Annotated in this window: 13 protein-coding genes; 4 read left to right on the forward strand and 9 right to left on the reverse strand. The window is 76.1% G+C overall.

All coding sequences use genetic code 11. From position 1 onward, the window contains the following. Positions 1–13 precede the first annotated feature (13 nt). Both GA0070622_RS22525 and GA0070622_RS22530 read left to right on the forward strand, forming a co-directional pair. Positions 14–517, forward strand: coding sequence for a hypothetical protein (locus GA0070622_RS22525; protein ID WP_091578293.1), 504 nt, complete (start codon positions 14–16; stop codon positions 515–517). A 59-nt stretch (positions 518–576) separates the two neighbouring features. Then, positions 577–1,644 carry an AraC-like ligand-binding domain-containing protein gene (locus tag GA0070622_RS22530; protein WP_245666734.1) on the forward strand — a complete coding sequence of 356 codons (1,068 nt, stop codon included), beginning with the start codon at positions 577–579 and terminating at the stop codon, positions 1,642–1,644. A 114-nt stretch (positions 1,645–1,758) separates the two neighbouring features. On the opposite strand, the gene GA0070622_RS22535 is transcribed toward GA0070622_RS22530, so the two are convergent. Genes GA0070622_RS22535 through GA0070622_RS22570 form a run of 8 tightly spaced genes read right to left on the reverse strand, consistent with a single transcriptional unit; the run spans position 1,759 to position 10,467 of the window. Continuing rightward, positions 1,759–2,748: a DNA topoisomerase IB gene (locus GA0070622_RS22535; RefSeq protein ID WP_091578298.1), complete on the reverse strand. Its 990-nt coding sequence runs from the start codon at positions 2,746–2,748 to the stop codon at positions 1,759–1,761. Next, complete coding sequence (locus GA0070622_RS22540) at positions 2,732–3,691, reverse strand: glycosyltransferase family 9 protein (RefSeq protein ID WP_091578301.1); 960 nt, start codon at positions 3,689–3,691, stop codon at positions 2,732–2,734. Before GA0070622_RS22540 ends, GA0070622_RS22535 begins: the two co-directional genes overlap by 17 nt. Further along, a complete protein-coding gene (locus GA0070622_RS22545; RefSeq protein WP_091578304.1) occupies positions 3,688–4,389 on the reverse strand; it encodes an SDR family oxidoreductase in 702 nt (233 codons plus the stop codon). The genes GA0070622_RS22540 and GA0070622_RS22545 overlap by 4 nt, the downstream gene beginning before the upstream one ends. Positions 4,390–4,435: 46 nt before the next feature. Continuing rightward, a complete protein-coding gene (locus tag GA0070622_RS22550) occupies positions 4,436–5,917 on the reverse strand; it encodes a PfkB family carbohydrate kinase (RefSeq protein ID WP_425412790.1) in 1,482 nt (493 codons plus the stop codon). Between the two features lie 26 nt (positions 5,918–5,943). Continuing rightward, positions 5,944–6,618: a D-sedoheptulose-7-phosphate isomerase gene (locus GA0070622_RS22555; RefSeq protein ID WP_091578309.1), complete on the reverse strand. Its 675-nt coding sequence runs from the start codon at positions 6,616–6,618 to the stop codon at positions 5,944–5,946. After that, entirely contained in the window at positions 6,618–7,835 is a 1,218-nt protein-coding gene (locus GA0070622_RS22560) for a glycosyltransferase (RefSeq protein ID WP_091578312.1), read from the reverse strand. Before GA0070622_RS22560 ends, GA0070622_RS22555 begins: the two co-directional genes overlap by 1 nt. Then, positions 7,820–8,794, reverse strand: a complete 975-nt coding sequence (locus GA0070622_RS22565; RefSeq protein ID WP_091578315.1) for a glycosyltransferase — start codon at positions 8,792–8,794, stop codon at positions 7,820–7,822. The genes GA0070622_RS22560 and GA0070622_RS22565 overlap by 16 nt, the downstream gene beginning before the upstream one ends. Further along, positions 8,791–10,467: an HAD-IIIA family hydrolase gene (locus tag GA0070622_RS22570; protein ID WP_091578317.1), complete on the reverse strand. Its 1,677-nt coding sequence runs from the start codon at positions 10,465–10,467 to the stop codon at positions 8,791–8,793. Before GA0070622_RS22570 ends, GA0070622_RS22565 begins: the two co-directional genes overlap by 4 nt. 180 nt (positions 10,468–10,647) lie before the next feature. Here GA0070622_RS22570 and GA0070622_RS22575 point away from each other — a divergent pair, with 180 nt between their 5' ends. Then, on the forward strand, positions 10,648–11,094 hold the full coding sequence (locus GA0070622_RS22575; protein WP_091578319.1) for an SRPBCC family protein: 447 nt from the start codon (positions 10,648–10,650) through the stop codon (positions 11,092–11,094). 90 nt (positions 11,095–11,184) lie between these two features. Beyond that, positions 11,185–11,952, forward strand: coding sequence for a polyprenol monophosphomannose synthase (locus tag GA0070622_RS22580; RefSeq protein ID WP_091578322.1), 768 nt, complete (start codon positions 11,185–11,187; stop codon positions 11,950–11,952). A 96-nt stretch (positions 11,953–12,048) separates the two neighbouring features. Here the strand turns inward: GA0070622_RS22580 and GA0070622_RS22585 are convergent, their stop codons facing one another. Beyond that, positions 12,049–13,641 carry a phytoene desaturase family protein gene (locus GA0070622_RS22585; protein WP_091578325.1) on the reverse strand — a complete coding sequence of 531 codons (1,593 nt, stop codon included), beginning with the start codon at positions 13,639–13,641 and terminating at the stop codon, positions 12,049–12,051. Positions 13,642–13,643: the final 2 nt, after the last annotated feature.

The raw sequence follows: 13,643 nt of genomic DNA on the forward strand, positions 1-13,643 counted from the left end.
AAGGGGCCTGATCGTGATCGAGCAGCCGGCGTACACCCGGTTCGGTGTCTCCGACGAGGAGTGGGGGCTGCTGGTCGGTCTGCCGCAGGCGGTGCTCACCGCGGCCGCCGCGGCGGAGTCCGACGGCACCCGGCGCACCATGGCGGAGAACGCCGCCGGGTTGGAGACCATCGCCGCGGGGCGCGAGTCGGCGAGCCCGCTGGTGGCCGCCGTGGCCGGCGAGGTCGTCTCGCGGGTGGGCGACCCGGAGACCGGCGCGGAGCTGCCGGTCATCACGCCGGACGACCCGAAGGCCATGATCGAGGACGTGCTCGCCCGGGCCGGCCAGGCGTCCGCCCTGCTCGCCGGCCGGGTGGACGAGGGGCAGGCCGGCGCCTACCGGCACTGGCTGGTGGAGATCGCCGAGCAGGTGGTGGGCGCCGCCTCCACCGGCGGGATCCTGGGGATCGGCGGCGACGTGGTCAGCGACTCCGAGCGCCGGTTCCGGGACCGGCTGTCGCACGTGCTCAACGACTGAGTGACGGAGGTCACGCCCCGCGGTTGCCGCCTTGCCCGGCCCGCGGGGCGTCGTGCTTCATGAGATACGACGAACCCCGGGGGTCGCTCATGGACACGGCGTTGACACGGCAGGTCTTCGACACCGAGCAGGTGCCGGCCGCCGACCGGTTCGGGCTGTGGCTGGAGATGCTCGCCCGGACACCGACGCTGATGCGGGTCCGTACCGCGCACGCGGACGACTTCACGGCGCGGGCGGAGTTCCTCGAACTGGGCCCGATGCAGCTCATCCGGCACCGCTACCCCTCGCTGCACGGCGTGCGGACCCGCAAGCTGATCCAGCGCTCCGAAGGGGACTGCTACCTGCTCGCGTTGACGCTGCGCGGCACCGGCGTCGCGAACCAGGACGGGCAGCGCGGCATCTGTCCACGGGGCGACTTCACCTTCTACGACTGCGCCCGACCGCAGGAGCTGATCCACCACGCCGACGAGGACGAGCGGGCCGCGTCGATCGTCGCGCTCATCCCGTACGACGCGCTGCCGCTGCCGCACCGCCGGCTCGCGCCCCTGTTCGCCGGTCGGATGTCCGGCGCCGAAGGGATCGGCGCGCTGCTGGCCGACTACCTCATCCGCATCACCGGCCACCCCGAGCAGTACCACGCCGCCGACGCCGAACGCCTGGGCGGCGTCGCCCTCGACCTGGTCGCCACGCTGCTCGGCCGGAACCTCGTCTCCGAGGACGCCGTGCCCACCGAGATCCGCCGCCGCGCCCTGCTCAACCAGGTGCGCGCGTACGTGCGGCAGCACCTCGGCGACGCCACGCTGGACCCCCGGCGCATCGCCGAGGCGCACCACCTCTCGGTGCGCTCCCTGCACCGGCTCTTCGAGGCCGAGGAGACCACGGTCGCGGCGTTCGTCCGGGACGAGCGGCTGGCCCGGTGCCGCCGCGACCTCGCCGACCCGGGCCTGGGGGACCGGCCGATCCAGGTCATCGCCGGCCGGTGGGGGTTCCGGGACAAGGCCCACTTCAGCCGCGCCTTCCGGGCCGCGCAGGCGGAGACACCGCAGGCGTACCGGGCCCGCCACCTGGAACGGGCACGGATCGTCAACACCACGGCGTCCGAAGTCAACCCGGCCCGGGCAGACTGAGGACGGGCCGACGCCGGCAACCGGCGTCAGCCCACTGGTAACGGGGGGCCGTGGCGCGGCGCCCGCGGTGGGTCCCGCCGCGGGCGACCGCCCCCGGTGGTCGCCCGCCACCGTTCAGTCCGCCTCCTCCTCCAGCAACGCCAGGACGGACTTCTCCACCGCCTCCCGCGGCATCTCCGGCTGCACCGGCGCCAGCACCCCGTCGTGGTAGAGGTCGACCACGCGAGGGTCCACGTAGGACGTCCGGGCCACCGTCGGGGTGTTGCCGAGCAGCTCGGCGACCGACCGCATGACCGCGGCGACCGCCCGCCGGCGGCCGGTGACGGACCGCTGCGGGCCCACCGTGGCCAGTTCGGCGGCGGCCAGGACGGTGGCGTGCCAGGTACGGAAGTCCTTCGCGGTCATCTCCCCGCCGCTGGCGTCACGCAGGTAGTCGTTGACCTCGTCGCTGCGCACGTCCCGCCAGGACCGCCCGTCCCAGTAGCCGAAGAGCCGTTCCTGGGCGCGCCGCCGCCGGCGCAGGTTGAGCAGCACCTGGCACAGCTCGGCGTCCTCGATCCGGCGGACCTGCTCGATGCCGCCCTTCGCCGGGAACTCGAAGACCACGCACCCGCCGCGCGAGCGGGCGTGCTCGGGGCGCAGCGTGGCCACGCCGAACGTCGGGTCGTCGCCGGTGGCGTACTGGTCGCTGCCCACCCGGAACGCCCCCATGTCGAGCAGCCGGGCCACGGTGGCCAGCACCCGCTCCCGCCGCAGCCCACGCAGCGCCAGGTCGTGCGCGACCCGGTCGCGCAGCGCGGGCAGCCGGTGGGCCACCTCCAGCACGTGGTCGAACTTCGCCTCGTCCCGCTTGCGACGCCACTGCGGGTGGTAGACGTACTGCTTGCGGCCGGCCGCGTCGATGCCGGTGGCCTGGATGTGTCCGTTCGGGAACGGCGAGATCCACACGTCCCGCCAGGCGGGCGGGACGACCAGCTCGCGCAGGCGCGCCAGCTCCGCCTCGTCGCGCACCGGCTCGCCCTTCGCGTCCAGGAAGAGCCAACCCTGGCCGCGACGCCGGCGCCCGTAGCCCGCCCGGCCCGGGTCGCTACGCCGCAACCGCACCGGAGACCCGTTCCACCTCGGCCACCGCCGCCACCACCTCGTCGATCCCGATGGCACCCAATGTCGGGTGGGTTCCTACCCCGGCGAAACCCGCTGAATCCCGGTCGGGTCCGGCAGCCCGCGTGCCGCCGAGCACCCGGTGCCGGGGCCGGTCGGCCGGCGGACCCCAGCGCTCCGCCGGCACCGGACCGAACAGCACCACCGACGCGGTCCCGTATCCGGTGGCGAGGTGGGCCACGCCGGTGTCGCCGCTGACCACCAGCCGCGCGTCGGCCACCAGCGCGGCCAGTTCGGCCAGGCCGGTACGGCCGGCCAGCACCGCCTCCGGCGGCAGCCCCGCGTCGCGGGCCACCCGGGCGGCCAGCGCCCGCTCGTCCGCCGAACCGGTGAGCACCACCCGGTGCCCGCGCGCGGTCAGCGTCCGGGCCAGCCCGGCGAACCGGTCCGCCGGCCACCGCTTCGCCGGGACCTTGCTGCCCGGGTGCAGCACCGTCACCCCGGCCGGTACGCCGGGTCCGGCCGGCCGGCGCAGCGCCAGGTCACCCGGGTCGGCCGGCAGCCCGTACGCGTGCAGCAGCCGGCACCAGCGGCGTACCTCGTGCTCGTCGTCGTCCCAGGCCGGGCCGTCCGGGTGGCCGCCGGCCGGGTTGCGGTAGGCGAGCAACCGGGTGGGCCGGACGGTGGCCAGTGCCCGGTGCGACTCGGGGCCCCGGCCGTGCAGGTTCACCGCCACCTCCGGCGGTGGTCCGGTCCAGTCGACCCGGTCCGGCCCGTCGGTGGGCAGCACCCGGTCGACCGCCCCGGTCAACGCGGCCAGCGGCGCCAGCCAGGCCGGCGCGGCGAGCACCAGCTCCCGTCCGGGCAGCCCGGCGCGCAGGCCGCGCAGCGCCGGGACGGCGGTGGCCAGGTCGCCGACGCCGAGCGCCCGCAGCACCAGGATCACGGGTACGACGACTCCTGCGCGGCGCAGACCACCATCTCCCGGACCGCGCAGCCGGCCGGCTGGGACAGCGCGAACATGACCGCGGCGGCGGTGTCGGCGGGTTCGTTCAGCACGGCGTCCGGGCCGGGACGGTACTGGGCGTCCCGCTCGTCGAAGAAGGCGGTGCGCATGCCACCGGGGATCAGCAGGGTCACCCCGACCGCGCCGGCCAGCTCGGCGGCGAGGGCGCGGGTGAAGCCGACCACCCCGAACTTCGCCGCGCAGTAGGCGGTGGCGTCACTGACCGCCTTGACGCCGAGGGTGGAGGCGACCGTGACGATGCTGCCCCGGGACGCCTCCAGGTAGGGCAGCGCCGCCCGGATCACCGCCGCCGTGGCGAGCAGGTCCACCGTGACGATCCGCTCCCAGGTCTCGGCCGGCACGTCGATCAGCTTCCCGGGCACGTCCATCCCGGCCGCGGTGACCACCGCGTCCAGTCCGCCGGAGCGTTCCGCGAGGTCCCGCGTGGCGGCCTCGGCGGCGCGGGTGTCGGCCAGGTCGCACTCGGCCCACGGCACCCCGTCGGCGGGACGCTGCCGGTCCAGCACGAGCGGCCGGCCGCCGGAGCGGGCCACGGCGGCGACGACGGCCGCGCCGAGCCCGCTGGACCCGCCGGTGACCAGGACGGTGGGACCGGCTCCGGGCTGGCCGGCGCTCATGCCGCCGCCCGCCGTCCGGTGGTGCCGGACCGGATGCCTCGCTCGCTCATCGTGCTCCCTTCGCCGTGGACCGGACGGTCGTCTCCGCGACGGCCTCCGCCGGGGTCACCGTCGCGGCCGGCCAGCCGCCGTGCCCGCGGCCCGCGCGGGCCGCCGCGATCATGTCGGTGGTGGAGCGCCCGTCCAGGTACGGCACGACCACCGTGTGCCCGCCCCAGCGGGCGAGGACCTCCGCCTCGGGCAGCGTCTCGGTGCCGCCGCCGCTGGCGTAGTCGCCGCCCTTGACCCAGATGTCCGGGCGCAGCCAGGACAGCGCCGCCTGCGGCGTCGACTCGTCGAAGATCAGCACCGCGTCCACGCAGCCCAGCGCGGCCAGCAGCCGACCCCGGTCGCCCTGCGGCACGACCGGGCGCTCCGGCCCCTTGAGCCGGGCCACGCTGGCGTCGGAGTTCAGGCAGACCACCAGGCAGTCGCCGAGCTGCCGGGCCGCCTGGAGGGTCGCCACGTGCCCGGCGTGCAGCAGGTCGAAGCAGCCGCCGGTGGCGACCACGGTGCCGCCGGCCGCGCGTACCCGGGACACCACCTCGCCGGCCGCGCGGGCGCCGATCCGCTCCCCGCCCACGGTGACCACCGCCGGGGCGGCGGTTCGGACCGGCGCCGGCAGCGCCGTCGCCACTCCCCCGTCGGCCACGTACGCGGACGCCTCGGCGACCGCCTCCTGCACCGCCTCGGACACCAGCGCGCCCCGGGCGAGCGCCAGCGTGGCGGTGGCCGCGAACCGGTCCCCGGCGCCGCAGGTGTCCCCCTCGGCGGCCGGCGCCGGCACCACCAGCGGGGTGGAGCCGGCGTGGCACAGCAGCGCGCCGTCCCCGCCCAACGTCACCGCGACCGCGCCCGCCTGCCAGCGCCGGCGCAACGCCTGCGCGCTGCGGGACGCGGTGGACAGGCGGGAGCCGCCCGGCGGGACCTTGGCCAGGTCGCGGGCCTCCGGCTCGTTCGGGGTGGCCAGGTGCACGCCCGGCACCGCCGCCGGGCCGCGCGGGTGCGGGTCCCAGACCACCGGCGCCCGGGTGGCGGCGAGCGCGGCGCGCAGCGCCGGTAGCCCGGCGACCCCCCGGCCGTAGTCGCTGACCAGCACCGCGGACGCGGCGGCGAGCAGCCGCAGGACGGCCTCGCTCGGCTCCCCCGGCACGCCGGTCACCCCGCCCCGGTCGTGCCGCAGGAGCACCCGCCCCCGGGCCCGCAGCCGGATCTTCTCCGGCGTCGCGCCGGCCAGCGGGAGCGCGTACAGCCGCACCCCGGCGGCGGCGAGCAGGGTTCCCAGCCGCGCCCCGCCGGCGTCGTCGGCGACGGCGGTGACCAGCGCGACCTCGGCGCCCTGCGCGGCCGCGAAGACCGCGGCCAGGCCGGCGCCGCCGGGGCGGTCCACGGACGTGGTCTCGTCCAGCACCGGCACCGGGGAGTCCGGGCAGAGCCGGTTCACCAGCCCCTCGACGTCCCGGTCCAGCAGCGTGTCACCGAGCACCACCACGGGTCCCGCCATGCTCGACCTCCTCATCGGGCCTGCACCTCCGGATCCGGGTCGTCGAGCACCACCTCGACGCCGGCGCGCACCGGTCCGGCCGGGGCGCGGGCGGCGAGCGCCGCGGGCAGCGCCCGGTCGACGTACTCGCAGAGCACGTGCACGGCCACCAGGTGCAGCTCCTGCACCACCTGCCCGTCCGGCGAGTCGATCGCGAGCCGTTCGTGGCAGAGGTCGGCGAGGGGGTTGGGGGCGGGGCCGGTGAAGGCCCAGCAGCGTAGGCCGGTGTCGTGGGCGGCGTGGGCGGCGGTGAGGAGGTTGGGGCTGGTGCCGCTGGTGGACAGGAGCAGGAGGAGGTCGTCGGGTCGGCCGTGGGCGCGGACCTGGCGGGCGAAGATCTCGTCGTATCCGTAGTCGTTGCCGATGGCGGTGAGGGCGCTGGTTTCGGCGTGCAGGGCGATGGCGGACAGGGGTTGGCGGTCGTGGCGGAGTTTGCCGACGAGTTCGGCGGTGAGGTGTTGGGCTTCGGCGGCGCTGCCGCCGTTGCCGGCCACCAGCAACCGCCCGCCGGCGGCGAGCCGGTGCGCCACCTCCTGACCCCAGCGGGCCAGCAGGTGCTCCGCGTCCCGCAGCGGCAGCAGCGCGGCGGCCAGCCGGGTCAGGTGGTCCTCCAGCACCGTCCCGCCGGCAGCCGGCGCGGCCGCCATCAGGCGACCACCCGGGTCGGCCGGCGCACGGTGGCCACCTCGCCGTACAGCTCGCCCAGCCGGTCGGCGGCGGTGGCCCAGGAGTAGCGGGCCCGGGCCCGCTCCAGCGCCGCGGTGGCGTAGGCGAAGCGGCGGATCCGGTCGCCGAGCAGGCCGCGGATCGCCGCGCCGAGCGCCGCCGGGTCGCGGGCCGGCACCAGGTCGCCGGTACGTCCCGGCACCACCGTGTCGATCAGCCCGCCGACCGCGGTGCCGACCACCGGCACGCCGCACGCCATCGCCTCCAGCGGGGTGAGCCCGAACGGCTCGTACCAGGGGGCGGCGACCAGCACGTCCGCCGAGCGGTACCAGCGCCCCATCTCCTCCCGGGGCACCGCGCCGACGAGGCGGACCCGGTCGGCGAGGCCGAGCGAGTCGGCGAGCGCCCGCAGTCGCAACGCGTACGGGTCGGTCTCCAGCAGGCCGGCCGGTGGTCCGCCGACCACCACGCACTCGGCGTCGGGGACCGACGCGACGGCCTGGACGACGTCCTGGAAGCCCTTGCGTTCGACCAGTCGGCCGACGGTGAGGATGCGGGCCCGGCCGCCGTCCCGCTCGGCGACCGGGCCGAGCGGACCGAAGGTGGACAGGTTCACCCCCGACGGCACGACGGTCATCCGGGAGCGGGGCACGCCCATCCGGACCAGCTCGGCGACCTCGTCCTGGCACTGGGCGACCACCCGGTCCACCGCGCGGCCCAGGTCCCGTTCGTGGTCGATCCGCCCCGGCGGGCTGGTGTCCTGGGCGCCCTGGTGGCGGCGCTTGACGGTGCCCAGCGCGTGGTAGGTCTGCACCACCGGCACGCCGGTGCGCCGGGCCGCGGCGAGCCCGGCCAGTCCGCTCATCCAGAAGTGCGCGTGCACGACCTCGGGCTGCCAGTCGCCGCTGCGCCACCGGTCGGTCAGCCAGTCGGAGAACGCCGGCATGTACGGCAGCAGGTCGTCCTTGGCCACCGGCTCGGCCGGGCCGGCGGGCACGTGCACCACCTCGTACCCGTCCGGGGCGCGGACGGTCACCGGCAGGTCCACCGCGTCGAGCCGGGTGTAGACCCGGACGTCGTGACCGGCGGCCGCGAGCGCGGCGGAGAGCTCGGCGACATGCGTGTTCTGGCCACCGGCGTCCTCCCCGCCGAGGACGGCGAGCGGGCTGGCGTGTTCCGAGATCATCGCGATGCGCATACTTCCTCCTCCAGCAGCCGGTCCCAGTCGGCGAGGAATCGCTCCAGGCCGTAGCGGTCGCGGGCGGCGGCCCGGGCCGCGGCGCCCGCCCGGCGGGCGGCCGCCGGGTCGTCCAGCAGGCCCCGGGCGGCGTCGACCAGCACGTCGACCCGGGTGGAGAGCGCGCCGGCGTCCGGCGGCACGGCGTCCACCGCCTCGGTGGTGGCCAGGGCCACCACCGGCATGCCCATGGTCATCGCCTCGATCAGGCTGAGCCCGAGTGAGGTCCAGCGGCACAGGTGCAGGTAGGCGCGGCGCCGGGCCAGTTCGGCGTGCATGGCGTGCTGCGGCACGTCGTCGTGGCTGGTCAGGCGGTCCTCGGGCAGCCCGAGGTGGGCGGCGAGCCCGGCCACCTTCATGCCGTAGACGTCCAGCGGCGCCAGTGCGGCGAACCGGGCGAGCAGGTCGGTGCCGGTGACCCGCCAGCGGCGTACCGGCTCGTTGATGACCACGGCGAGGCGGTCGAGTTCGCCGGTCCATTCGGTGGTGGGGGGGACGACGCCGTGTTCGATGACGGTGGTGCGGGTGGTGCCGTTGTCGTAGAAGAGTTCGTTGAAGTGGGTGACGTGGGTGAGCAGGAGGTCGTCGCGGTCGGCCATGGGGTGGCGGGTGTGGGGCACGTCGCCCTTGGGGGTGTTGTGTTCGACGTAGATCGCGGGCAGGTCGCGTCCGGGGCGGCGGCGCAGCCATTCGGTGGCCAGGTCGAGTTCTTCGGGGCGTTGCAGGATGACCAGGTCGACGTCGGTGTGGGCGAGGTCCTCGGGGGTGATCTCGAGGGCGTTGTCGGGCCAGGGGTAGGTGCGGGCGCGGCCGAGTCCGTAGGGGCCGCGGTCGGGGGTGACGGGTACCAGGTAGCGGTGTTTGCCGTGGACGAACGACGTGGTCCACGAGCCGTGCACGTGCCACAGCAGGATGTTCATCCGACCACCCCGCCGGGGACGGGCGCCGGCACGGCGGCGGGCACGCCGAGCAGTCGCAACGCCTCCAGCACCCGGCCCGGCTCGACCGCCGACAGACACGGGTGCCCGGGCACCGGGCAGGCGGTGGCCCGGGTGTCGCGGCAGGGCGCGGCGGCGTCGCCGAGGCGGACCGTGGGCACCCGGTAGGGCCCCCACTGCCCGAACGGGACGGTCGGCGCGAAGAGGCTGACCACCGGCACGCCCAGCGCCGCGGCCAGGTGCGCCGGGCCGGTGTTGCCGACCACCAGCGCGCCGGCCCCGGCGATCACGCCGGCCAGCTCGCCGAGTCCGGTACGCCCACCCAGGTCGACCCCGCCGGCCGCGGCGACCCGGGCGGTCAGCTCGCGTTCGTCCGGCCCGCCGGTGACCAGCACCCGGTGCCCGGCCGCGCCGAGCACCCGGACCACCCGGGTGGCGAGTTCCACCGGGCAGGCGCGGGTCTCCACCGAGGACCCCGGGTGCAGCACCACGTAGCCGGGCGGCCCGGCGGCGGCCGGCGCCGGCGGCAGCCGGTCGGTGCGCAGCCGGAGGCCGGGTTGGTCGTCGGGGGGCAGGGGGTAGCCGGCGGCGGCGGCGAGGGAGAGGGCGCGTTCGGGTTCGGGGACGCCGGCGGGGACGCGGTGGCGGACGTCGAGCAGGGCGCCGGGGTAGTCGTCGCTGATGGCGCTGATGTGGGCGATGCCGGCGAGGCGCAGCAGCAGGGCCAGGGGCAGGGGTGACTGGTGGAAGCTGGTGAAGATGACGGCGTCGTCGGCGCCGACGGCGGCGAGCCGGGCGGTGAGGGCCTGGATGGCGTCGGGGTCGACGGGTGGGGCGGGGGCGTCGATCCACGGCAGTGGCCATTCGATGATCTCGTCGACGCCGGGCAGCAGCTCGGCGGCGGCGCGGCCACGGGGGCCGCACAGGAGCACCACCCGGTCCGCGCCGGCCGCGACCGCGCGGATCCCGGGGCCGGTGACCAGCACGTCCCCGGCCGCGTCGCTGCGGACCACCAGCACGGTCCCCCGGGCCGCCCGACGCGCGGGCGCCGGGGCGGCCACCAGTCGCATCCGGGCCAGCACGGTGTCCACCGCGTCCGGCAGGTCGGCGGCGACCGTCGGCGCGGCGGCCACCTCGGCCGCCCGGGTGGCCGGCGTGGGCACCAGGACGCCGGCGGCGCCGGCCGCGGCGGCGGCGGACATGTCGGCGCCGATGTCCCCGATCAGCACGCAGCGGGTCGGCACGGTGCCGAGCGCCCGGGCGGCGTCATGCACCAGGCCGGGCGCGGGCTTGCGGCAGGCGCAGCGGTCCGCCTCCGCGTGCGGGCAGATCGCCCAGTGGTCGAACGGACCGAGCAGCTCCTCGACCCGGGCGTGGACCCGACGCATGTCCTCGGCGGTGAAACACCCCCGCGCCAACCCGGACTGGTTCGTCACCACGGCCAACCGCAACCCGGCCGCCCGCAACCGGTCCAACGCCTCCCGCGCCCCCGGCACCGGCCGCACCTTCTCCGGATCCCCGTTGTACGGCACGTCCTCCACCAGCGTGCCGTCCCGATCCAGCAGCACCGCGTCGTACAGGCCGGACGGGGGCCGGCCAGAACCCGGGCCAAACCCGGCTGACCTGCACTGATCCCGCTCGTGGTCCGGTTGCACGGGCGGCGGGTTCCCGAGCCCCCGAGGAGTAAACGTCACCTTCGGCGGAGCCCACCCCCGCGGCGCCGCACGGCCGGTCCACGCCTGCCACGCCCCGGCCCGGTGCGGCGATACCCGCCGCCCCGGAGAAGCTAACCCGTCCGCCGTTAGCGGCGGCCCCGGCAGGGGTACCGGACAGTGGTGGCAGTTGTGGAGAAAGTGATCGACGCACCCCCGGACCAGGTCTTCGAGGTGCTCGCCGACGGATGGACGTACAGCGACTGGGTGGTCGGCACCGCGCACGTGCGGGACGTGGACGACGACTGGCCGCGGGTCGGCAGCCGGTTGCACCACCGGGCCGGCCCCTGGCCGTTCTCGCTGCAGGACGCCTCCACCGTGCTGGAGTGCCGCGCGCCGCACCGGCTCGTGCTGCGGGCCGGGCTCTGGCCGGCGGGTGAGGCGATCGTGGCGTTCGTCCTGGAGCCGCTGGACGACGGGCGGACCCGGGTGACGATCGGCGAGGACTTCGCCGCCGGTCCGCTGCGCTGGGTGCGCACCAAGCTGAACGATCTGGTGCTGCACCAGCGGAACAAGGAGACGCTGGCCCGGCTGTCGGACATCGCCACGCGACAGCGGCCGGACCGGTGATCGGACGGTCGCGGGGCGTCTGTGCGGAGCCGGTCAGGTGGACTGGCTACCCTCTCTGGTGAACCTGTCGGCCGACCGAGGAAGTCCGTGATGATCGAACCCGTGCAGTTGCCCTCCCCGTGGGCGGACGCGCGCCTGACCGTCGTCGTTCCGACCTACAACGAGGCGGGCAACCTCCCGGTGCTGGTCGAGCGCCTCCTCGCGCTGCCGCTGCCGGGGCTGAAGGTGCTCGTCGCGGACGACAACTCCCCCGACGGCACCGGCGAGGTGGCCGACAAGCTGGCCATCGAGCACCCCGACCGGATCCTGGTGGTGCACCGTCCGGGCAAGGAGGGCCTCGGCCGGGCGTACGTGGACGGGATCAGCCGCGCGATCGAGGACGGCGCGGAGTTCGTCGCCCAGATGGACGCCGACCTGTCGCACCCGCCGGAGGCGTTGCCCGGCATGCTCGGCGCGCTGCTCTCCACCCAGGCGGCCGTGGTCATCGGCTCCCGCTACGTGCCCGGCGGCGAGCTGGACGAGAACTGGCCGCTCTACCGCCGCGCGCTCAGCGGCTGGGCGAACCTCTACGTGCACACGCTGCTGCGGGTGCGGATCCGGGACCTGACCGCCGGTTTCAAGATCTGGCGGGCGGACGCGCTGCGCGCCATCGGGCTGGACCGGGTGCAGTCCAACGGCTACAGCTTCCAGGTGGAGATGCACTACCTCGCCACGAAGCTCGGCCACACCATCCTGGAGGTGCCGATCCGCTTCGAGGAGCGCCGCGAGGGCGACTCGAAGATGACCACCGCCACCAAGATCGAGAGCGCGTTGATGCCGTTCAAGCTGCGCAGCCGGCACCGCAACCTCGACTCCTGACCGGCCCTCCGGCCCTCGCTCGCCGACAGATGCACGCCGCGTCACCGTGACGCGGCGTGCATCTTCGTATCTCGGGTGGACCGGCGCCTGCGCGGGTCAGCGGTAGACCGAGCGGTGGGCCGCGGCGATCGCCCGGGCGTACACGCCGCCGGTGACGGCCCGGTCGCGGGCCAGGGCCGCGCGGGCCGCGTTCGCGCCCGGCGCGCCGTGCACGCCGCCGCCCGGGTGCGCCGAGGCGCTGGCCAGGTAGAGCCGGTCCACCGGGGTGTCCGCCCGGCCCAGGCCGGGGATCGGCCGCAGGAAGAGCTGCTGGTACGCCGCCGCGGTGCCGCCGCCCAGCGCGCCGCCGACCAGGCTCGGCTCGGCCTCCTCCAGGTCGGCCGGACCGGCCACGTGCCGCCCGACGACGGACGCGCGGAAACCCGGCGCGGCCGCCTCCAGCACCTCCTCCATCCGGTCCACGTGCCCGGCGACGTCCTCGGCCCGCCAGTTCCGTCGGAACGGCAGGTGGGTGTAGGACCAGAGCGACTCGGTGCCCGGCGGTGAGTGGCTCGGGTCGGCCACCGTCATCTGGCCGACCAGCAGGAACGGGTCCGTCGGCACCTCACCGCGGGCCAGCGCGGCGGCGTACGTGGTGAGCCCGTCCAGGTCCGCGCCGAGATGCACGGTGCCGGCGCCGGCCAGCTCGCGGTTCTGCCACGGCATCGGCGCCGACAGCGCCCAGTCGACCTTGAGCGTGGAGCCGTCCCACCGGAAGTGCGCCAGGTCCTCCACCAGCCGGGGCGGCAGCGCCGCCGCGCCCACCAGGTCCAGGTAGAGCGCCGGGGCGGGGACGTCGGCGAGCACGGCACGTCGGGCGCGCCAGTCGGTCCCGCCGGCGGTCCGCACGCCCATCGCCCGCCCCCGCGCGGTGAGCACCCGCTCGACCCAGGCGCCGTACTCGATCCGACCGCCACGGGCGACGAGCCGGTCGACCAACGCGTCGGTGATCCGCTGCGCGCCGCCCACCGGCACCGGCCAGCCGACCTGCTGGCCGAGCATGGCGAGCAACCAGCCGTACACCCCCGAGCCGGCCTCCTCCGGGGACAGGTCGGTGTGCAGGGCGCAACCGGCCAGCAGCGCCGGCCCGCCCTCGCCGTCGAAGAGCTCCGCGCCGAGCTTGCGTACCGGGAGCACGAGCCGTCGGGCCAGCCGCAGCGCGCCGGCGACCCGGAGCCGGCGCAGCAGGCCCAGCCCGCCGCGCACCGGCGGGAACGGGCTGGTGATGGCGTCCAGCATCGGCTCGGCCACCTGGCACCAGTCCGCGTACGCGTGCCGCCAGCGCTCCCCGTCGCCTGCGGCGAACGTCTCCATCGACGCGGCCGTGCGGTCGAGATCGCGGTTGACCACCGCGGCCCGGCCGTCCGGGAGCAGATGCGCCAGCACGTCCGGCGCGTTGGTCCAGGACAGGCCGTGGCGCTCCAGGTCGAGCCCGCCCAGCACCGGGGAGGCGTAGCCGAGCGGATAGAACGAGCTGTAGAGGTCGCTCAGGTAGCCGGGTGCGGTCACCTGCGCCGAGCGCACCGCTCCGCCGGGCGCCTCGGTGGCCTCCAGCACGAGGACGTCCCAGCCCGCGTCGGCCAACAGATTCGCGGCCACCAGACCGTTGTGCCCGGCCCCGATGACGACGGCGTCGGCGGTCGAAATCATCC

This window comes from Micromonospora sediminicola (genome assembly GCF_900089585.1).
Lineage (GTDB): Bacteria > Actinomycetota > Actinomycetes > Mycobacteriales > Micromonosporaceae > Micromonospora > Micromonospora sediminicola.